The sequence below is a fragment of the Photobacterium aquae genome (genome assembly GCF_001029445.1).
Taxonomy (GTDB): Bacteria; Pseudomonadota; Gammaproteobacteria; order Enterobacterales; family Vibrionaceae; genus Photobacterium; species Photobacterium aquae.
On the sequence record NZ_LDOT01000021.1, the window covers coordinates 17,295 to 38,171 of the forward strand.

Below are 20,877 nucleotides of genomic sequence, written 5' to 3' on the forward strand. Positions count from 1 at the left end.
TTTTAACCGCCGCAGAATATACCAACTTCGAATTTTGGCAAAGACAAATTAATGTAAAAAATGACATAAATCTGCTCGTTATTTTTCCATGTTGTCCTGCTCTGGTTTGGCGCTGTTTTCCACTTCGTTTTCTGTGATCTGCTCGGCACTATCCTCGTCTTCCGTTAGGCGATTTACCAGGATTTTGTCAGCACGGTTGCCTTCGATACGGGTGACGGTGAATTGCCATCCCTCCCATTTTACAGTGTCATCGACTTGGGGTAGGCGGCTTAGACACCACATCAGCATACCGCTCAGGGTATGGTAGCCGTGCTGGTTTTCGTCGGGCAGGGTATTGAGCCCTAGTAGGTCTTTCAGTACCAAGATAGGGATCAGGCCATCCATCGACCAGCTGCCATCTTCTCGTTCCACTGACCAGATATCTTCCGGTGCCCGGTTTTTGAACTCGCCGGCCAGCGCTTCGAGGATGTCGTTCTGGGTTACGATGCCCTGTACATCCCCGTATTCGTCCACGACAAACACCATAGGATCGCCGGTATGGCGGAAATGCTCGAGCAGTTGGGTCCCGGTCCAGTTTTCCGGTACGAATACCGCTGGCTGGATATTATGGGTCAGCGGGCTGGCAGGTTTCGCAATTTGGTACTGCAACAATTGCTTGGCGGAGATCACGCCGAGCGGGTTGTCGAGGCCGCCCTCGACAACCGGGAAGCGATCGTGCTCGGAAGCCAGCAGCAGATTGATATTGCTGTCCAATGACTTGTTGATGTCCAGTTGCTCGATTTCACTGCGCGGTGTCATCAGCGAGGTGACTCGGCGATCGTCAAAGTGGAAGACGTTGCGCACCATGTCGTGCTCTTGCTTTTCGATGGCGCCACACTCCGAACCTTCGCTCAATACCGCCCGGATATCTTCCTCGGTGAGGGTGTCGCTTCCGTCTTGGCAATTCTTGCCCAGCAGGCGCAGTGTGAGATCCGTCGAGCTAGACAAGAGCCAGACAAACGGCCGGGACAGGCGAGCCAGCAGGGATAGCGGGCGGGCCATGAAACGGGCAATTCCTTCCGGGTTGAACTGGGCAAGGCGTTTGGGTACCAGCTCTCCGATAACAATGGAGACATAGGTAATGCCGATAACCACGATGGCGGTAGAGGCCACCGAACTGGTCTTGGCTGGAATGTTCAGGGTTTGCATGTACTCGGCCAGTGGAGCGGCCAGCGCTGCTTCACCAAAGATACCGTTTAGGATACCAATAGCGGTAATGCCGATCTGTACGGTTGACAGAAAGCGGGTTGGCTCTTCACCGAGTTTGATGGCGCGGGCAGCGCCTTTGTCGCCATTATCGGCGAGCTTTTGCAAGCGGCTTTTGCGGGCAGTTACCAGTGCGATTTCCGACATGGCAAATACCCCGTTAAGTAGGATCAGTGCGACAAGTATCAGCACGTCCATGAGACTCTCCTTGGGTCTACAGGCTGAAATTAACCTGCTTCGAGTATCCCGTTATTAGTAGAGGCAAGTATTGATGTTGATTACATCTTCTGCAGCTTCTAATGAAAGCTATTTCTCATCTTAATAAAGCATGTTTATCGACAGGTGCTGAGCCATACGAGGTTTACATGTGGCGCAATACGCCTAAAGGATGATTGGACTGGCTTTTACTGGCTGGGTGTATATACTGCCAGTCGATCTTATCTCTATGATTTGATTGTATTATATCCGCATTGTTCTCATGCCGAGTAAGGTTTTCTATGTCTTCATCTGACACCCCCGTTTCAATTTTTGTTGATCCCCTAAGTCCTGACAGTATTGCGCAGGCATTGGCTGAGTACCGCCAGTGTCTAAGTGACGGCAGCGCATTTCGTCGCCGCATGGGACTACAGTTCAATATTCAGTTTTTGCACCTGTCTGGGCGGCCACTTAAAGCAGAGGATGCAGGGGATAACAGGGGAATGTTGCAACGGGCGTTGAGCGCCTGCCGTAGTGATGAACGCGAAACCAATATTGGCGAACCTATCTTGTTCGCCGCTGCGCTCTCCTTCCCGGAATTGTTGCCCGAACTTGAACGCACCGCACAAGCGATGGTGAATTTTGCCCGGAGCCGCAATGATTCGGGGGATATGTGGCTTGATGATTACAATGTCTTTGGCATCGAGGCGCTGTATATGCTGGCCCTGGTTGAGCCAGCTTATACCTTTTATCTCAGTGGTTTTATCGTTCCTTATTGGGATGGTGAAACGCTCAGACAGCCCCTGTTCCTATTTGGCAAGCTGGTGGAACGGTACGGCTGGAGCCGCGATGTGATCAAAGCCTACGTGTGGTCTGATGGCATGCACCTGCGGCGCTATTTCTTCATGGATGGCGAAGGAACCCAGCTGCAATGCGATTTGCTTGCCCACTTCACCGCTCACCCGCAAGATTATCAATGGTTTAAAAGCCAGTTGGTTGAGCGTCTGGGACAGCGGCCGTTATTGGCGTCACCGGGAGGTGAGGCTGAGCATCCGGTATTGAGTTTCTATTACAGCCTGGCTGATTGGGATGTTGATGCCGAAATTTGGCAAGAGGGCGAATGGCAGGATCAGGTCAAGCAGCAGTTGTTGTTGGGCCTGCGGATTGAAGATGAGGCACTGGCACTGCTGGCGGAGGTCAAGCAGGCTTATCCCGGTGTAGCTCTCAGCAGAATGGCTCCGGCATGGCAGCTTGAGGACAGGTATCAGGATTGGCCGCTGCCCGATGCTGCCGATCCGTGTTGTGACGATGAAGAATGGGGAATTGACCAGTGGGACGAGGATGATTGGGAAGAGTGCTACTACCCGTTGCACCCGAGTAGGGATAAGCTCCGCGTCACCGTCTTCGAAGATCTGGATGACGAACTGGAAGAGGCTGGCACACAATGGCTGACGCATTTACCGGCTCACTTAGGGGGCTGTGCCTATGCGGCTTGGCGCTTGCATTCGAGCAAGACTGCTTCATCCGAGCATGGAGCCATCCTTGATTGGCTGGAGGCGACGTTGCCGGAACTGCTGTTGCAGCAGATGCTGTATTACGGGGACTTTTCCGATAGCGAGGAGCAACGCGTGCAGCATTGGTTGACCGATGCATCGAGCGATGACGATGAACAGGCATTGTTCGCACTGCTTCGTGACAATCTCTACCATGACGGTGGCACCCGTGGCGAATGGATCAGCGCCAGCCAGCCGGCCTACCAGCTCTGGTTGTTCAATGACGGGGGCCAGCGGGCATTCCTGAGCCTATATTGGCTGTTGCAGTACAGGCAGAAGACGGGTCAGGAAAGGCCGTTGTTTGTTCTGGCGGAGCGTCACTGGCAGCTAGTGGTCGCCTTGGCGCCATTGCGTGTGATTAACCGTATTTTCTATTGCTGGTCTGATTATGCCCACTATGCAGCGATTAACGATGTCGAGGGCGAATCACAATTAGCCCGAGAGTTGATTGGGTTAGGGATCCCCGAGGCGATGATCGAGGCGACGTTGATCGTGACCGATCAGCAGGTAGCAGGATACCGTCCGGCGGACGCGCGTTTCTGGCAGCGTTACTGTGCCCGGGTCGAGGCATTTGCCCAGGCAGGATGTGCAGAAACCGGTATGGATCCGGTTGATAGCCACCAGAGCGTACCACCGCAGGCATTGTTTGCACAGGCATCGTTTGCAGCCCTGCAAAAGGCCTACCCTCAGCAATTGTTGGCTCTGTTTGCCCATATCAAGGCGGTAGCACCGCAGGCCAATTTGCCCATTGATGACTATTTCAGTGCGGCGCTGCAGGCGAGTCTCGAAAAACGGCTGGCTGCGGGCATTGCCGTCAAAGTAAAAGATCAGTTACTTGATTATCTGGCCACCGGCGAGGGGCTGGAGGCGTTGTCTCCCCAAGCATTGGGATTACCGCAGCTTCAGGGCTGGGAACCTCACTACGGTAGTACAGCCGGGCATGCTGCCCCGGCGGAGTTTGTCTGGTTATTGCCGCCATCTCAGGGGGAGCGACTGGCGAGGTTCTTTGCTCAATTGGGCAAGCGCGGCCTGCACTGGTTAGGATGCTCATACGTGGAGGAGGCGTATGCAAACAGCCGGGTTGCCTCGGGCGAAATCCCGTTGACTGAGCGCTGGAGCCACTCGGAAGTGGGTTATTTGCGCCACAGTAATCCGAGCGTCGGGATGGCCTTGCTTATGGCCAAAGACCATTGGGCGTTGAGTTGGCTTGACAGTATTGGGGTTGGTGAATGTGAGCTGACCCACTATGCCGTCAATCAAGGGCGAGATCAGCACGCTTTTGTCTGCAAATTGGCTGGCGAAGGTCGCCTACCGGATATGCAGGAATGGCTGACGGCCGATGAACGGGTCAGGTTGCTCTATATGCTCAAGCAGGGTGAGTTGGCGTGTTATCAGGCGTCGCTGGAGATAATGAGTCAGGACAGCTCGGCGGAAGTCAGGCAAATGGCCGAATCGCTGCTCGAGCAGTAACCGATAGCTGGTATATAGCATCTATAGAAAGGCAGTACGATAGCGGCTGCCTTTTTTCATGGTGCCCTGCGCGTTAGAATGACCGCCACACCGTAAGGAGAATACAATGACACAGCCGATTATTTTTGCCACCGAGCGTCTTGAGGTCTCACCGCTTGATCGCAAAGACCCGCAAACACACCGTGAAATCATGGCGCTGTTTACTGACTCCGTGGCCCAATACCTTCCGCCTGCTTGCCAGCAGCTAGATAGCGCGGAGCAGGTTGATGCATGGCTCGATACGATGGAAGCAACAGGGAGCGTGCTGGTTGTTCGCCAAAAAGCGACGACTGCAGGCTATTTGTTTGTTTTTCCTGAGCCCGAGGCGACCTATCGTGTCGGCTATGTACTGGGTGAATCATTCTGGGGACAGGGTCTTGCCAGCGAGGCGATGTCTGCGCTGATTGATAAGCTGCTGCTACAAGGCGCGAAACGTTTTATCGCCGGCGTTGAGCCAGCTAACGGGGCATCAGTTAACGTATTGACCAAGCTCGGTTTTGTTTTGGGTTATAGCCAGCAAGACGTCGATTACTACCAGTATAGGGGCTGATGCCAGCCCTTATTGATGGCAATACCATGAATCCCCGTTTTACAGTGTGCGTTCGAAGTCTGCCATGAGTGATTCGAGCTCGGCGTTGGTCGTTGCATCGAACTGGCCGTTTTGGAATTTGTCGTAAAAACTCCCCAAGCTGAATGTGCCTTTAACGTCGCCGCCCCACCAAGGCATGAGTTCTGCCATGGTTTTCAAGTTGGTAGCACCACCGTTGGCACCTGGTGATGTGCTAACCAGCAAAACGGGTTTCTTCTCGTCGCCGAAGAACGAGCCGCCTTGTGGTGCAACGCGAGATAGCCAGTCGATGGCATTCTTCAGAAAAGCGGGCATGGAGCCATTGTGCTCAGGTGAGGCGATGATCAGTGCATCGAACTCATTCAATGTTGCTCGTAGTCTGCGTGCATCTTCAGGGATCCCCTGTGTTTCAACATCAATGCCGTACATTGGCAAGTCAAAGTCATTGAGGTCAATCGTACTCACTTGGGTCTGGTTTGCCTTGGCCGCTAGGGTTTGGATCAAAATGTGGTGGATAGACTGGCTGTTGTTGCTGCCAGTGAACGCAATAATCTTTTTCATGTTGAATCCTGTTGTCTGTCTGGGGGGATGGGATGCCCTGTCGATGTAGTCATAGTAATTGACCTTAAAAAGTGAATAAACACTATAATAGTGGTTATATAGTTCACTATTGGTAAACAATATTTGTGGGGGATGCATGGATAAAATCAGGGCGCTGACTGTCTTCAGGCGGGTGGTGGAGCTTGGCAGTTTTGTGGCAGCGGCGGAGGACTTGAAGCTTTCCAAGGCAGCAATAAGCAAAAATATCAACGAGCTTGAAAGTTATCTCAAGAGCCCGCTGATTAACCGTACGACACGTAATTTGCATATTACCGATAACGGCCAGCTCTACTACCAACAGGTGTGCCGGGTGCTGGATGCGCTTAATGAGGCGGATCTGTCGGTGATAGAGTCCTCTCGGGTGTTGAAAGGCAAATTGAAGATCAGCGCGCCAATGTCATTGGGTATCACTGAAATTAACCCGCTGATTTGCGAATTCATGCGCCAGCATCCTGAGTTGTCAATTGAGATGGTGATGAGCGATGAGCATCTTGATTTGATCGAGCAAGGCGTCGATATCGCCATCCGTGGTGGCGGGGATCTGGGGAATACCAGCTTGCGGTCGCGTAAGTTGTTGGATATTCGTCGCGTGCTGTGTGCCTCGCCGGAGTATTTGGCCAACGCCGGTGCGTTCGAGTCCCTTGAGGATATCTACCACCACCGACTGCTCAGCTACAGCCTGTCATCGACGGCGAAGCGCTGGCATTTCCGACACCAAGATTCTGTCAAGGAGCTGGAATTGCCATCCAGTGTCTATATGGTGAACAGCGGTCTGGCGTTGACCCAAGCGGCCTGTGCGGGGCTCGGGGTTGCTGTGCTGCCGGATTTTTTCATCGAGGAGCAACTCGCATCCGGAGAGCTGGTGGAAATCCTACCTGAGTGGCAGATGGAGATGCACGCCTTGTACATTGTTTACCCTTACCACAAAGAGCAGTCGTATAAGATCAGGGCATTTATCGATTTTGTCGTGCAGCATTTTGATAAATAGACTCAACGTGGTCGCTCACATTGCGCCATAATTCGCCAACAACCCAACAGGAAGAAGCAATCCCCACTGAGGTAATTTGATAAACACCTTGCTGCCAAAGAAATACCATCCAACAACAAAAAAGACCAGTGCGAAGAGAACATATAAAAGCCCAACAAGCTGAGCCGGAAGATACAGCAGCTCTACACTATACAAACCGGTATATGAGAGCAGTAGTGAGCTGGTTAACAAGGTTGCAGAGACCAAATGCCAACACGCTAAAAGCGTTGCTTTGGGAACTACTTTGAGATCTGATTGTAGGAAGGGTTTCACGGGGTCAATTTGACCGGCAAATATATGTATCAGCGTTGTAAAAATCCCCAGAAATCCTGAGCTCAATATCCATATATTCATTATATTCTCCCGTTTTCATGACAATCGAGTGTTTCAAAGCGCGCTAAGGCAGTTCAGTCTCAGAAAGAGGTTGAGTACATAGTGAATGTTGTATGTTAGGTGAAAGGGGTATACACCCGTGGTGTTGAAAATGACGTGTCTGCTGCATTTATCACATAAAGTCTGATTATCGTTGTAATTACGCAATCGTTTGTGTGATAGGGGTCGCTTACAAAAGGTATTGATAAACTTAGTATTTGCGCCAATCCAATTATCAGAAATGAATACCATGAAAATCACTAAAACCTCTCTTGCTCTTCTCGTTGGCGCAGCATTACTTACCGGATGTAATGACGATACTGAATATGTCGATGTTCAAGCGAAAGAGGTAAAAATTGCCACGTACAACCTCTCTTTTGATCGCAAGACCTTTGACGCTCTCGTGGCTGAAATGCAAGTGACACCAGCGCAACAGACGAAGCTGGTGGCGGCTTATCTTGACGGCTCTATTAGCGCCGAAGAAAAATCAACCGCTGAAAAAGTCATTCAAATTCGTAACGTCGCAGCAATTATTCAGAAAAACCGCCCTGATGTACTGATGATGGCGGAATACAACAACGACGGTACGGGTGAAAACAAAGCTGCTCTAGAAGGCTTCCAGAAGAACTACCTGTCCGTAGCGCAAAGCCTTGATGGTGCAGGCGGTCCGGCAAACCTTGAACCTATCGTCTACCCGTACGCAGAGTCTTACGCGACCAACACCGGCCTTTTGAGTGAATTTGATCTCGATAATAACGGTGTGGCTGGCCAAATGCCGGGTGATGCGTGGGGCTTTGGTGTGTACCACGGCCAATATGCATTCGCGCTGATGTCTAAGTACAAAATTGACACGGCCAATACGCGCACATTCCAAGAATTCAAATGGAAGGACATGGACGGTGTCCAAATGCCAACGATCACTATCTGCGACAAGCCGAGCAAAATCCCTGCGGGCATGAATTGCGGTGATGACTGGTACACGGCAGAAGAATGGCAGCAGGTCCGTCTATCGTCTAAAAACCACGTCGATGCGCCGATCATTATCCCTACCGAGAAGGGCAATGAAGTGGTGCATTTGCTGATGTCTCACCCTACACCGCCAGTGTTTGATACCGGTAAGAATAAGCAGCAAAACGCAGCAGAAGTAGAATTCTGGCACCATTACATTCAGGGTAAAGACTATTTCTACGATGATGCAGGCAAGCAAGGAGGCCTGCCTGCAAATGCGAAATTCGTGATGATGGGGGACCAAAACCTTGACCCTCTATCAGGTGACGGGATTAGTTCAGTGATGCAGGCTCTGCATGATGATCCTCGCGTGAACCAGGAAGTGATGAATGGCGCGCTGTTCCCAACCAGTTATGGTGCAACGGAACATGCAGTGGCTCAGAATTCGGATCACCCAGTTCCAAACCGCATGACGTCGACATTTGGTCTGGCGGTTGATTACGCATTGCCATCAGCAAACCTGAATGTGGTTGATTCCGGCGTATACTGGGCAGCTTCTTACGAGGAAGGCCATCGATTGTTTATTGATAAGCGAATCGATGATGTTGATGGAAACAAAGTGCCGGGTGAAGGTAAAGATGTATCTTCAGACCACCGCATGATCTGGATTAAGGCACAGTTCTAATCTATTACTCGAAATGACAGAGCCTCGGTATTACCGAGGCTTTTTAATACCTAGAATAAATGTTGGTAATTATTATTCTTTTCTTAGCAACTTATACCGATCTTTTTGTTTTTGACATAACCCATCGCTCCAAATGTGATGAAAACACCACCGATTAATAGCGAAGGCCAATCTATCGCATCATATTCAAAGTATCTGTAAATGCCAGTGCCTAACATGATTGAGCCTAAAGCGACGGTCATAAGTGTACCCGTTTGTATTTTAGTTCCACTTTCATCTAGCCCATATAGTTTCTTAGATTTGTCCATTAAAAGATTATAGTCACTGACGTCTTTGGCGCACTCATGTGAACATGCAATTCTTCGCCCTGTATCTATAGCACACTCTTTACAAATAGCTTTATGACAATTTTTGCATGTTCCATTTGCTGGATTGTTTTCGTGATGATAACAGTTCATGTTTATCCTTGATATCTTGTGAAATATATTGTGCATAATGCGGACTAAATATTTAACGTGTTACCCCATAGCGCATATAAAATAATAGATAAGCCTGAATAACTGAGAAGGTTTGCCTGCCACACAAATTTATTTAGGCTAAATGTTGGTTTAAATCCAATCTCATGCCAATAGGATTTGTAAAAAATACGTTCACAATAAACGGTTAGAAAATAGGTAGTGGATAGCCAGAATAGTGATAAAAGAAGTGATTGTATATTATTGTCTGGCATCGAGTAAGTATAGATTCCGGATGAGGCGATATAATTTAAATAATAACCATCAGCATATATTGACAGCAATATAAAAATGGAAGCAAGCAGAATTGGAAAACCAATCCCAACAATGATTGTAGAAACAACATTGGCTGAAAAAACAAGTTTAAATGCTTTTTTGAAATCCAAGGATGATATTTTTGATAAAAATAGCGTTTCAGAAAACAATATCCACACCTGTCCGGTCATGAATACGCTAAAGCTAATAAATAATAGAATGGGAGAACCGCCATTGGCATATGCAAATGACGGTAAAAGGAGCAGGAATAACAAAATTACTTTATATATATTTATCATGTAAATAGAGTATCCGTATTCTATCCGTTTCTTCGTTACCGCTATGATGATTAGCTGCACATTATGTATAGCCACTAATATGCAGGATTTGCTTGGCTTAGCAAAGCCAGTGTTGATGGGCACGCCGTTGACTGCGAGATAGCACTATATATGATGATAGATCTGTGGAATATGTTAATAAGGATTGCGATCGCAGAAGATAGAGTCCTGGTGGTTGATGCTTGCCTTATGTTAAATAGGTATGATTCCGCAATGAAATTTACGCGCAAAGTTTGTTTTTTGTGCTGGTGATGCGTAATCACTAACGAATTCTTCACATTCTTGTACTTATGATATCCGCATGTTTTACGAACGGGTATGTATGAGATGAAATCGTTAATTATTGCTTCTTTGATGTTTTTTTCATCACCAGATGAGTTAGTGACTGCAGATAATAATAACTTTGTATATACAGTCTCAGCCTCTAAAAAGGTTGAAGTTGGGCATGAAGTCAGATTGACGGGTTATATTAAGAAGTCGATGGGAGACAGTACGTATCTATTCCATGATGAAACTGGAAATATTTATATAAAAGTTGATGAAGGTTATATTTCTCGTTTACAAGTAGAATTATATGAGCAAATTACTATTCGCGGGAAAGTGGACTCGAATTGGGGTTCGAAAATCATTGATGTTGAAAAGATAAGGAAAACATAAAATTAATATCGCAACACCTTGTTCTTTAGAATACAAAAAGAAAGACTGGTCTATGCCAGTCTTTCTCTTTGTATTTTGGGTTACTCGTAGTCAGACGCATACGTTTCTTCGTAAGTGTGTGAGTAGAGTTCGAACAGGTTGCCGAACGGGTCTTCCAGGTAAACCATTTTGGCCGGCTTGTTATCATCTTCTGGGTGATAGCGCATGATGTCCATTCTGACTTTGCCGCCGAACTTCTCGACTTTTTCAATTACGCCCGCGAAATCATCGGTTTGCAGGCAGAAGTGGAAAATGCCCAAGCGGGAGAAATCGACCTCGTGGCGCTCTTGTCTCTCTTTCATTTCAAACAGTTCAACGCCAATGCCGTCTGTGGTGACTAAGTGGGCAATGTTGAAGCCTTTGAAGCCCTCGCCGAACACCGCGATACACATTCTGCCGATGGCGGTTTCGCGCTCTTCAATCACCTTGGTATTGCCCATAACAACGCGAAGGCCCAAGGCATTGGTGTAGAACTCAACGGCTTTGTCCATGTCGCCAACCATGATACCCACATGATTCATTTTCATAATCTGCTCCGAAATCTAAAAGGATGAATGCGTTATTTGTTTCGATGAGGAGAGTATATGGAGGTATTGATATTATTTGAAATTATCAATAATTATATAAATAATAATTATTGGTTATCAAAAGACACCCTATCACCGATTGGTGATAGGGTGGTTGAGATGGGAAGAGCCGGTATTATGGCTGGTTCATATTGCCCAGCTTCAGCCATGTATCAATAACCGTATCGGGGTTGAGTGATACCGAGCTGATCCCCTGTGCCATTAACCAGCGGGCCAGATCATCGTGGTCGGATGGACCCTGCCCGCAAATGCCAATGTATTTTCCTGCGTGGGTTGCTGCGTCGATCGCCATTTTGAACATCGCCTTCACGGCTGGGTTGCGCTCGTCAAACAGGTGCGCGATATCGCCCGAGTCACGATCCAGCCCCAGCACAAGTTGGGTCATGTCGTTAGAGCCAATCGAGAAGCCATCGAAATATTTCAAAAACTCACTGGCGAGGATGGCGTTGGACGGCACTTCGCACATCATGATGACTTTCAGCCCCTGTTCGCCCCGGCGCAGGCCGCATTTGGCGAGCAGGTCGATAACCGATGCCGCCTCGCTTGGCGTGCGGACGAACGGGATCATGATTTCGACATTCTTCAGGCCCATTTCATTACGCACGCGTTTGAGCGCCTGTGTTTCAAGCTCAAAACAGTCTTCGAAAACCGGCGAGATATAACGGGATGCCCCACGGAAGCCCAGCATCGGGTTTTCCTCATGGGGTTCATAGCCCTTGCCACCGATCAGGTTGCTGTATTCGTTCGATTTGAAATCAGACATGCGAACGATAACGCGCTTGGGCCAGAAGGCAGCGGCAATGGTCGCGATCCCTTCGGTGAGTTTGCTGACGTAAAAATCAATCGGGTCTTTGTAGCCGCGAATGGCATGGGCGATCTCGGCTTTTAGGTTTTCGTCTTGCTCGTCGGCATTGAGCAATGCCTTGGGGTGGATGCCGATCATCTTGTTGATGATAAATTCGAGGCGTGCCAAGCCAACGCCTTCGTTGGGAAGCTGGGCGAAGTCGAAAGCGCGATCGGGGTTGCCGACATTCATCATGACCTTGGTAGGCAGATGCGGCAGCTCGTCTACCGAGGAGCGCTTGATATCAAATTCCAGTTCGCCACGGTACACGTAGCCGGTTTCGCCTTCAGAGCAAGACACGGTGACGTTTTCACTGTCTGCCAAACGCTTGGTGGCATCACCACAGCCGACGATAGCCGGTATGCCGAGTTCACGGGCAATAATGGCAGCGTGGCATGTCCGGCCGCCCCGGTTGGTAACAATGGCGGCAGCCTTTTTCATCACCGGTTCCCAATCGGGATCGGTCATGTCGGTAACCAGTACGTCGCCGGGTTGAACCAGCGACATTTGATCCAAGCTGTCCACCAACCGCACCGGCCCTTTGCCTATACGCTGACCGATAGCGCGGCCTTCGATCAAGACGTCGGCCTTGTTGCTTAGCTCATAGCGTTCGATAACGTTGCTTTTGTTTTGGGAGCATACGGTTTCTGGGCGGGCCTGGACGATATAAAGCTGGCCGTCAATGCCATCTTTGGCCCATTCAATGTCCATCGGGCGCTGGTAGTGCGCTTCAATGATCATCGCCTGTTTGGCCAGCTCTTTGATTTCGTCGTCTGTGAGTGAAAAGGTATTGCGTTCGTCTGCTGAGGTGTTGATGGTTTCAACTTGTTTGCCGATTTCTTGGCTGTCGGCGTAGATCATCTTGATCTGTTTTGAGCCGAAGACCTTTTTCACGATAGGGTGGTGGCCCGCCGATAGCATCGGCTTGTGGACGTAGAATTCATCGGGATTCACCGCCCCTTGCACGACCATTTCGCCCAGCCCCCACGATGAGGTGATAAAGACCACCTGATCGAACCCCGACTCGGTATCGAGCGTGAACATGACCCCCGAAGCGGCCTTGTCTGAACGCACCATGCGTTGGATCCCGGCTGATAGCGAGATCCCTCGGTGGTTGAAGCCTTGGTGAACACGGTACGAGATAGCGCGGTCGTTAAACAGCGAAACGTAAACGTGCTTGGTGGCCTCCAAGACGGCATCGATCCCTTTGACGTTCAGGTATGTTTCCTGCTGGCCGGCAAAAGAGGCATCCGGGAGATCTTCGGCGGTGGCTGAAGAGCGAACGGCGACGGATATCTCGGGATGGTTGTCGGTTAGCTCTTGGTAGCTTTCGCGGATATCCTGCTCGATATCGGCCGGGAATGGCGCCTCCAATACCCATTGACGGATGGTGGCACCGGTCTTGCGAAGTGCGTCCAGATCGTCAATATCCAGTTCATCGAGCAGTTGGTGGATACGCTCGTCCAGCCCGTCGTGGTCGAGGAACCGGTTGAATGCATGCGAAGTCGTCGCAAACCCGTTGGGTACGGATATCCCCACGTTAGCCAAGTTGGAAACCATTTCGCCGAGTGATGCATTTTTACCGCCGACCTTATCGACATCATCCATGGATAGACCGTTGAACCAGAGGATGTTCTTTTGCATGTTTTTCTCCAGAAACATTACAGCTGTTGTAGGGAAGATCAAAAGCAATCGATTACATTTCAGCGTGGAAAAATGATCCGGATTTCCAAAGCTGTGGGGAATGTAACTGAATGCCGAGGTGATTTATTTATATGATGTGGCTCGCATACTACTCAATAAGCGATGAAAAAATAAACAAAAATGAAAATAAATAGCCAAAGACGTGACGTATTCTATGTTTCTGACGGAACGGCCATCACCTGTGAAACGTTAGGGCATGTTGTTCTGAGCCAGTTTTCCTTCATCCCCGATGAAAAAACGTTTCCGTTTGTTGATAGCACAGAGCGGGCGGCAGAGGTGTTCAAGGAAATTGAGGCTTCTTACCAGCATAGTGGTATTAAGCCATTGGTTTTCTTTTCTATTGTGTTGCCAGAGGTACGTGAGATGGTCTGCCGCGCGCCTGCGCACAACTATGACGTGCTGGGCAATATTGTGCAGAAGGTACAAGATGATATTCAGATGGCACCGCAACCCCAATTGCAGCGCTCTCGCAGCGTAGGCAAAGACTCCGAATCCTATTTCGATCGTATAGCCGCCGTTGAGTACACCCTTGCCCATGATGACGGTATTACGCTCAAAGGCTTGGATGAGGCCGATATCATTCTGCTGGGTGTGTCGCGCAGCGGCAAGACACCAACCAGCCTCTATATGGCAATGCAGTTTGGCCTGCGGGTGGTCAATTATCCCCTTATTGCCGAAGATCTGGCCGCAATCCGGTTGCTGCCGGAGTTTGAGATCCACCGCCATAAATTGTTTGGGTTGACTATTGCCCCTGAGCGCCTGAGTGAGATTCGAGAAAACCGCCTGTCGGGAAGTGATTATGCCAGTGCGAAGCAGTGCCAATTAGAGGTCGACACGGTAGAGGCACTCTTCAGGCGAGAAGCGATCCCCTATATCACCACCTCGTCACTGTCGGTGGAGGAAATCACCTCTCGGATCTTGGAAAGAACTGGGCTGAAGCGCAGCCTGTTTTGCTGATGGTATTACCCAAGTTAGCTCAGGGGCGGTGATTTCGAAATGCTTATGGGGTAGGGGAGGATAATGACTAACTCAGTTTTGCCCCAAAATGAGTTACGAACGCTAGGTTATCAGCTTTCCAATGCACAATTTAAGTTACTTTTAGTTATTCTAAAAGCGTGAAAATAGAGCCAGACAAAATCGCTATCTAAACGACCTGCAACTTTGTAATTGATTGAATTTAAGAGTTTTTTGCCTTTTTACAAATAATGTTAACTTTGTCTTGTTTTTCCAATGCATTAGCATGTAATAGTCTCTGTAAGCTAAATCTTGGATAGTAGTTAATTTAGCTGGTGTCTAGAAATTTTTTTCGGAACAGAACTAATGACTTTTCCGTCTATTCCCCAGAAGTCAACGACGCCTGGAGTTAGCAACACGCACTGCTCTCCGCAGGAGTCGTGTTAAGCACCGTAGTGACAATGAGAAGCGCAAAGGAATACCAACTCAGATGAACTCTCCAATCAAGAGCACTCAGTTAACCCGTCTTGGGTATGAATATCAGGACCTAGTATGTATAAGGCTATTGGTTAATTGGTATCACGATAGGGACAAATATCAGTGGGTAAAAGTAGAAAGTAGCTCATTACCTGACGCAAAGGTATCCAGTTTAGATGATGTTATTGCCCTTCGAGCAGACGGAAAATACGAACTAACCCAAGTTAAGTTTACAATTGATGCGAACAGAGAAGATCTTACCCTTAGTTTTGATTGGCTAACGTATCGTAAAGGGAATGGCACTTCTCTAATTCAAAAGTGGTCGAAAGACTTAACTGAAGCGATTAAGAAGAGTCAACTAGGAAAAGCCGAACTAATAACAAACAGAAAGCCGGACACTGAAGTTTCTGCATGCTTGAAAAATGGAATGATCGATCTTCACAGTATTCCGAATGAGCACCTTAAGACTATTGAATCCCAGCTAGGTGGAAAGGCCGAGGCTGAGGAGTTCTTCAACAATTTCAAATTTATACATAGTCAACCAACGATTGATAATCTGGAGAATCAGCTTCATGACTCTTTAGTTCCAGACCACGCTAACGAAGAAGGTTGGCACAGATTTTTATCCAAAGTAAAGAGATGGGCTACTAGAAAAGGAGAGCCTTCGGCCGATGGATGCATTAGGTTTGAGGACCTACACAGCTTATTGAGCCTAGGAGTCAGCCGTGATCTCTCCCAGTACTTTGATATACCTGAAAAATACCTCCCCCCAACAATGAATTTTCATAGCGATGTTACTAATAAGCTAGAGACAGGGGGAGCTTGGGTTGTATCGGGCGCTCCTGGTATGGGAAAAAGTACCTACCTCTCCTACTTGTATGAAAATCTACGGACTAAGAATGTAGCTGTAGCGCGACATCATTATTCACTGGGCCTTCAAAGTCTGGACGATCGGATTTCTTTTTCTACCGCCGCATCATCAATTATTAAGCAAATAAAAAACTCCCCTATGACTTCGTGGGTTGGGTTGGATGAATCACCAGAGAATATAGATAAGTGGCTAGTTCGAGTAGGCGAGGAGGCAAACAAAAGAGGGGAAACCTTTATACTAATTGTGGATGGATTGGACCATGTATGGAGAGAGAGGTCTGATATATCTCAATTAGAACATTTAATAAATAGAGTTCTACCAGCTCCAGAAGGCGTAACAATTGTCTTTGGAACCCAGCCGGTCAGTAGCTCTAAGTTGCCTAACAGGTTGCTAAGTAATTGCCCCGTCGAAGGTGATAGGTGGTTAGATATCCCTTATATGGATTTGTCTGCAATTGGATCATGGCTTGAAGGCTTGCGTGATTCCGGCGTCGCCAATATTGGAGGAAGCACATCTTTAAGCTCTATTCCTGAAATAGCTCTAGCATTACAAAAAGTTTCAAGCGGATACCCTTTGCATGTAATTTATTCGTTGCGCACATTGTTAGCTAAAGAAAAGAATGTGTCCGTTTATGATATCGAGAAGCTGGATAAGTGTCCGGATGGTGATATTAATACATACTACTGGAATATTTGGGCAAACCTCTCGGAATTAGCTAAGGAAATTCTATACTTAATGGCTATGACGGAATTCCCATGGCCAGATAAAAATAGCTTCGCAAAATGCTTTGAAGGGACACAAACATTTTTAGGAGCGTATAAAGAGATTGAGCATTTAGTAGAACACCGCCGGAGTGGTGTGTTTCCATTTCACGGGAGCCTATTAGTAAATATCCAAAAGCGGGAAGAATTTGAAGGCGCTAAAAGAAGGTTATATCCGGTTGTAAGTAAATGGCTTAGCAACGATGCGCCATCGTTTTGGAGGTGGGCATGGGATTGGATTGTACAATCGGAAATGAAAAACACTGATCCGTTGCTTCAAGGTGTTACTAAAGAGTGGGTTATAAATTCGTTATGCGATGGATATCCTTTGGGCCATATTGAACATATTATCTCTAGTGCTGAAAAAGTGGCTTTTTCTAATAAAAATTATACTCGTCTAGTTGATTTACGTCTTATAAAAACTAGGTTTATCAATGGTCCTGAACATCAGATTCAGAGTTTTTCAGAATTTTCTCGCTCGGCTATGAAGTATTCTGATGATGAATACGGGTTACTTTGGAAATCGGACAATATAAGAACATTGGATATAGAGGATATCGTCGCTGTTGCATCACTATGTAGGAGAAAATATCCAGAAGTTGTAGAGAACTGCTATCAAGAGCTATACAAAAGGGCAGTATTTTACGCGAATATATATGAAGGAACTGAAAATAAATTTAGCTTAACAGTTGATTCGCTAATTCAAGTTTTGTGTGATTGTGATGAACCAGATGTAGGTAGAATTATTGACCTAATTGACAGGATTACTCCTAAAGATGGTTTGTATGAAAAACTATTTTCATCCTTATTAAGAAGTGATAATCCAGAATATATTCTTGATATTGACTACTTTAACCTTCCTGAAGAAAGTAAACCGAAATTTTTAGAATGTTCTATAACCGCCTCTTGTATTTCAGGTATTGACCTATCTAGCAGAGATTATCGAGATGAAGTATTAGCTTCTTCGTTTGGTGTGTCTTATTATTTTTTGAAAAATCAGTTGCTAGTACATGAGAATTTTGTTGGTCCGATCTATTTTAGACATAAAGGAGTGTCAGAGAGTGAGTTGCTTGATTTCTTCTTTCATACATTGAATGATCATTTGGCTTTTGATGTATTAACTTTAGATAAAGAAATTTTAAAACTCCAAGTTGATGATAATTATGACTTTTCGATTTGGTTTGGCTTTTATATTGCAGCTGTGAATACAGCGAAGTTAATTCGCAACGGTGAAAAGTTAAACCCTTTAGATATCTACAAGTATATAGAAAGTTCAGGTTGCAAAAAACATATTGGGTACGATTATGAACTTCATTCTAAAACATTATCTGTAATACATGCCATTCCTAATGCATGCATCAAAATTTCTTTATTGCTGAAAGAAAAAAATCTTTTTGAAAATCTTGATAAGAAATATCTTGATGAGGTTCAAGACTATTCGTGGTGGAGTCCAGTCGTTTTCTTTAAAAAATCAGTAAAACAGTCTTTCGTTCCTGTCGAACATGATAGCGCCAATAATTACTGGTGTGATTCTTTAAATGACCTTAACAATAGGGAAGGTAATACAGCTGAACTAGGTGATGAGTGTATTGATATTGTATCGATTTCATCTTCACTTGGTTTAAAGGATGCCGTGAAAACTGGTTTAGAGCAGGCTTGTAAGTACATGCTTGGCTACGGGTATAGAAAAGATATTACATTTCATGAAGTGTTTGAATCAATTCAGGCATGTTCTGACGCTAATGTTGGGGATGTTGCTGATTATTTGAAGAGGGTTTCATGTTTTACAGTAGACATGTTCTCATTCACGGAGAGGGAAATAAGGCATATACCATTCTGGTATATGCAACTGTTGAGCAAGCATTTGCCTAGCAGAATATACGATGAGTTTTCCTTTCACCTTGATGAGCAGAATTGGTATGTACTTGAAGATATTTTAATTGCTTATATAAAAAACGGTGACATCAATTTGCCTGGTGTACTAGATTTGATTGGCTGCTTTTATTCTTATGGTTTGGTTGAGGCTATTAAAGAACGATCAAATGAAGATTCTTCTCTTGCCCCGGTACTCCAGGAAATTGTTAAATATTATGGTGCAGAGCCACCTAAGCCAAGTGATAGAGATTCTAGTAGCCATATAGATAAAGAAGAAATAAAAATTCCTTTTGGTTCTTATGTGCCAGAGTATTTAGGTGATTTAATAGAGAGAATAAGAAAAGAGTATAGATACTCAGATTCTAGTTATCTTTCACAATGGATAGAACATTGGGTTGATCTTGGAGAAGGCTTGCGAGTCATCGCTGAATATGAAAACTTCTTCAAGGACGATGAAGACCTCCCTTATTTATATGGGCTTAAGGAAAGTATCGATGCTATTTATCAAGCGAGCAAGAAGCTTCAAGGTAAAAGGAGGGCGTATGTTTGGGCACTTAGAAGCATTAGAGCTAATAATTATTGGAGTAGATATTCTGGCTCAAAATCTGAAGAAATGATTTGCTATTATGCCCAAGAGTATAAAGACCGATGGGAGGAACTGTTAGCTGATTCAATTCATGGTGAGCACCTTCAATTGCGCGGCGATGAGTGGTCAATTGTACCAACTAGTAAGCTAGTAATGTTTTTAATAGCTGTTGGTCAGAATGATTTAGCGGCGGATGTCACTGACGTAATTGTCCGTGGTTTGGAAAGGGATATAGAGCACTTGCCAATTCGAGAGTCGTATTGGTTGGACGAGATAAAATCTAAAGAAGTATGGGCCTTTAGCTTTCTCTTAAAATTCTATCAATGGCCGGATAAAGCGGTAAAGAAAAAGACAGCTCTGAAGATAGCTCATATAATTGATAATGATAATAAGGGACTGTACAGAAAAGAGTTTATTGAATGTACTAAGTCACTCCCGAATGAAATATCTGTCGTTGAATATTTATCAATACTTCAGCTTGTTGAAAAAAATCCTTTCGATGCAGAAGAACTCATAGAAGCGATCCCATATCATTCCTTGGCATTGAAATATCTATTTGAAGATTTGGGGTTTAGCTACGATGAGAGAAGTCTAGTTAACTCATATTTGAAGAACTCCACGAATGTTGGAATTAGTGAAAGGTTAAAAAAATCATTAAATGGATTGCCTGGCTATATTTCATTATCTATTAGTACTTTGGGAAACAATGTTGGAGTTGACCTTCTTGGTCATATGTCCTCAGAGCTTGAATATGTTAATAGTAGGGAGAATTATTTTTACTTTGATCCATACAGTTTCTCTGGCGGCATGTTTTGGTCGCGAGATCATCTGATGTGTAGTTTGTCTTCAGCTACAGAGTCGGCGGTGATGTCGGCTTATGTACGAACTATTTTGTATGCAGTTGCTAACTTCTCAATTGATGAAGAGAAAGTATTACACTTAGTTAAGCAGACCCTTCCTTTAACTGATTTGCTTCATGGTGTACAACCCGTATCAAGACCAACTTTGTGGCCAGTTAAGTCGGAGATTCTGCAGAACGAAAGAACTCCGTCTGTGAGAAAACTTCAAACAATTTTAGACAAGCTAGCATGTAGTGATGATGTACTGTTAGGCGGTTCAGGACCTATTGTGCATCAGGTTGAAGGTATCAATGTAGATCTAGAGGTATTTGCGATTAGCACTGCTGAAGGCTGTGAACTAAATGCTTCAGATAAATTTGCCGCAATCGAAGATAATCAAGATCCAATATTTACAGGTGTTTACCCTTTATCAATATGTTTGCATGAAAAAATTGCTAGCAGGTTTGAACTTGATAAAGCCGTAAGAGGACTATATGTACCGCATTTATCTCTTGGAATGGACACGCCATATATTGAAGCCAATGCTGATGGCATCAGTTTTAAGGAAAGGGGCTTGGAAATAGCGAAATGGAGCTTCTGGTATCAAGACTGGTTCCCAGTTCGTTATTATGGCTTGGGTCCTTCTTTAGGTGTAGCGACTATAGCCAGCCCTAATCTAAAGTTAATTCTTGAGCGTACGGATGAACACTTTTCTCTGGTTGGACGATTTAGCGTGGTTAATAAAAGTGGATTTTCTGCGGATAATGCGAACACAGAGCATTTTTATTTTGAGTCCGAGCTAAAACTTGGTCAATTATAAGTATTTGATACTAATAATGTTTCACCAGCAGTATCTGAACATATGAAAACTTA

14 protein-coding genes are annotated in these 20,877 nt (G+C 46.0%); 8 read left to right on the forward strand and 6 right to left on the reverse strand.

Translation table 11 applies throughout. From position 1 onward, the window contains the following. Positions 1-78: 78 nt before the first annotated feature. Positions 79-1,443: a hemolysin family protein gene (locus ABT56_RS14195; RefSeq protein WP_047879549.1), complete on the reverse strand. Its 1,365-nt coding sequence runs from the start codon at positions 1,441-1,443 to the stop codon at positions 79-81. Positions 1,444-1,742: 299 nt separating this feature from the next. Here ABT56_RS14195 and ABT56_RS14200 point away from each other — a divergent pair, with 299 nt between their 5' ends. Both ABT56_RS14200 and ABT56_RS23290 read left to right on the forward strand, forming a co-directional pair. Further along, positions 1,743-4,463: a hypothetical protein gene (locus ABT56_RS14200; protein WP_047879550.1), complete on the forward strand. Its 2,721-nt coding sequence runs from the start codon at positions 1,743-1,745 to the stop codon at positions 4,461-4,463. Between the two features lie 106 nt (positions 4,464-4,569). Next, positions 4,570-5,052, forward strand: a complete 483-nt coding sequence (locus tag ABT56_RS23290) for a GNAT family N-acetyltransferase (protein ID WP_053062500.1) — start codon at positions 4,570-4,572, stop codon at positions 5,050-5,052. A 39-nt stretch (positions 5,053-5,091) separates the two neighbouring features. Here the strand turns inward: ABT56_RS23290 and ABT56_RS14210 are convergent, their stop codons facing one another. Next, on the reverse strand, positions 5,092-5,631 hold the full coding sequence (locus ABT56_RS14210; RefSeq protein WP_047879551.1) for an NADPH-dependent FMN reductase: 540 nt from the start codon (positions 5,629-5,631) through the stop codon (positions 5,092-5,094). 136 nt (positions 5,632-5,767) lie between these two features. On the opposite strand from ABT56_RS14210, the gene ABT56_RS14215 reads away from it, so the two are divergent. Further along, on the forward strand, positions 5,768-6,658 hold the full coding sequence (locus tag ABT56_RS14215; RefSeq protein WP_047879552.1) for a LysR family transcriptional regulator: 891 nt from the start codon (positions 5,768-5,770) through the stop codon (positions 6,656-6,658). 15 nt (positions 6,659-6,673) lie between these two features. On the opposite strand, the gene ABT56_RS14220 is transcribed toward ABT56_RS14215, so the two are convergent. After that, positions 6,674-7,051 carry a hypothetical protein gene (locus ABT56_RS14220; protein WP_047879553.1) on the reverse strand — a complete coding sequence of 126 codons (378 nt, stop codon included), beginning with the start codon at positions 7,049-7,051 and terminating at the stop codon, positions 6,674-6,676. 268 nt (positions 7,052-7,319) lie between these two features. Between ABT56_RS14220 and ABT56_RS14225 the strand changes: the two genes are divergently transcribed. Beyond that, the gene (locus tag ABT56_RS14225) at positions 7,320-8,702 is read left to right on the forward strand and encodes an endonuclease/exonuclease/phosphatase family protein (protein ID WP_047879554.1); all 1,383 of its coding nucleotides are present in this window, start codon (positions 7,320-7,322) and stop codon (positions 8,700-8,702) included. 83 nt (positions 8,703-8,785) lie between these two features. On the opposite strand, the gene ABT56_RS23965 is transcribed toward ABT56_RS14225, so the two are convergent. Next, a complete protein-coding gene (locus ABT56_RS23965) occupies positions 8,786-9,160 on the reverse strand; it encodes a hypothetical protein (RefSeq protein WP_157037856.1) in 375 nt (124 codons plus the stop codon). 348 nt (positions 9,161-9,508) lie between these two features. Here ABT56_RS23965 and ABT56_RS23970 point away from each other — a divergent pair, with 348 nt between their 5' ends. Both ABT56_RS23970 and ABT56_RS23295 read left to right on the forward strand, forming a co-directional pair. After that, positions 9,509-9,775 carry a hypothetical protein gene (locus ABT56_RS23970; protein WP_157037857.1) on the forward strand — a complete coding sequence of 89 codons (267 nt, stop codon included), beginning with the start codon at positions 9,509-9,511 and terminating at the stop codon, positions 9,773-9,775. Between the two features lie 362 nt (positions 9,776-10,137). Next, on the forward strand, positions 10,138-10,467 hold the full coding sequence (locus ABT56_RS23295) for a NirD/YgiW/YdeI family stress tolerance protein (protein ID WP_169753925.1): 330 nt from the start codon (positions 10,138-10,140) through the stop codon (positions 10,465-10,467). An 80-nt stretch (positions 10,468-10,547) separates the two neighbouring features. Here the strand turns inward: ABT56_RS23295 and ABT56_RS14245 are convergent, their stop codons facing one another. Both ABT56_RS14245 and ppsA read right to left on the reverse strand, forming a co-directional pair. Further along, positions 10,548-11,033: a VOC family protein gene (locus tag ABT56_RS14245; protein ID WP_047879557.1), complete on the reverse strand. Its 486-nt coding sequence runs from the start codon at positions 11,031-11,033 to the stop codon at positions 10,548-10,550. A gap of 175 nt (positions 11,034-11,208) precedes the next feature. Then, positions 11,209-13,581: a phosphoenolpyruvate synthase gene (gene ppsA / locus ABT56_RS14250; RefSeq protein WP_047879558.1), complete on the reverse strand. Its 2,373-nt coding sequence runs from the start codon at positions 13,579-13,581 to the stop codon at positions 11,209-11,211. A 180-nt stretch (positions 13,582-13,761) separates the two neighbouring features. Here ppsA and ppsR point away from each other — a divergent pair, with 180 nt between their 5' ends. Together ppsR and ABT56_RS14260 are read left to right on the forward strand one after the other, a co-directional pair. Further along, positions 13,762-14,598: a posphoenolpyruvate synthetase regulatory kinase/phosphorylase PpsR gene (ppsR, locus tag ABT56_RS14255; protein ID WP_047879559.1), complete on the forward strand. Its 837-nt coding sequence runs from the start codon at positions 13,762-13,764 to the stop codon at positions 14,596-14,598. Between the two features lie 487 nt (positions 14,599-15,085). Then, positions 15,086-20,824 carry an ATP-binding protein gene (locus ABT56_RS14260; protein ID WP_047879560.1) on the forward strand — a complete coding sequence of 1,913 codons (5,739 nt, stop codon included), beginning with the start codon at positions 15,086-15,088 and terminating at the stop codon, positions 20,822-20,824. Positions 20,825-20,877: the final 53 nt, after the last annotated feature.

Bases quoted from the DNA above. Each gene is read 5' to 3' on its own strand.
- ABT56_RS14210 (WP_047879551.1), bottom strand. From the start codon at position 5,631: ATGAAAAAGATTATTGCGTTCACTGGCAGCAACAACAGCCAGTCTATC.
- ppsA (WP_047879558.1), bottom strand. From the start codon at position 13,581: ATGCAAAAGAACATCCTCTGGTTCAACGGTCTATCCATGGATGATGTC.
- ABT56_RS14260 (WP_047879560.1), top strand. From the start codon at position 15,086: ATGAACTCTCCAATCAAGAGCACTCAGTTAACCCGTCTTGGGTATGAA.
- ABT56_RS23290 (WP_053062500.1), top strand. From the start codon at position 4,570: ATGACACAGCCGATTATTTTTGCCACCGAGCGTCTTGAGGTCTCACCG.
- ppsR (WP_047879559.1), top strand. From the start codon at position 13,762: ATGAAAATAAATAGCCAAAGACGTGACGTATTCTATGTTTCTGACGGA.
- ABT56_RS14220 (WP_047879553.1), bottom strand. From the start codon at position 7,051: ATGAATATATGGATATTGAGCTCAGGATTTCTGGGGATTTTTACAACG.
- ABT56_RS14245 (WP_047879557.1), bottom strand. From the start codon at position 11,033: ATGAAAATGAATCATGTGGGTATCATGGTTGGCGACATGGACAAAGCC.
- ABT56_RS14200 (WP_047879550.1), top strand. From the start codon at position 1,743: ATGTCTTCATCTGACACCCCCGTTTCAATTTTTGTTGATCCCCTAAGT.
- ABT56_RS23295 (WP_169753925.1), top strand. From the start codon at position 10,138: ATGAAATCGTTAATTATTGCTTCTTTGATGTTTTTTTCATCACCAGAT.
- ABT56_RS14215 (WP_047879552.1), top strand. From the start codon at position 5,768: ATGGATAAAATCAGGGCGCTGACTGTCTTCAGGCGGGTGGTGGAGCTT.
- ABT56_RS14195 (WP_047879549.1), bottom strand. From the start codon at position 1,443: ATGGACGTGCTGATACTTGTCGCACTGATCCTACTTAACGGGGTATTT.
- ABT56_RS14225 (WP_047879554.1), top strand. From the start codon at position 7,320: ATGAAAATCACTAAAACCTCTCTTGCTCTTCTCGTTGGCGCAGCATTA.
- ABT56_RS23970 (WP_157037857.1), top strand. From the start codon at position 9,509: ATGGAAGCAAGCAGAATTGGAAAACCAATCCCAACAATGATTGTAGAA.
- ABT56_RS23965 (WP_157037856.1), bottom strand. From the start codon at position 9,160: ATGAACTGTTATCATCACGAAAACAATCCAGCAAATGGAACATGCAAA.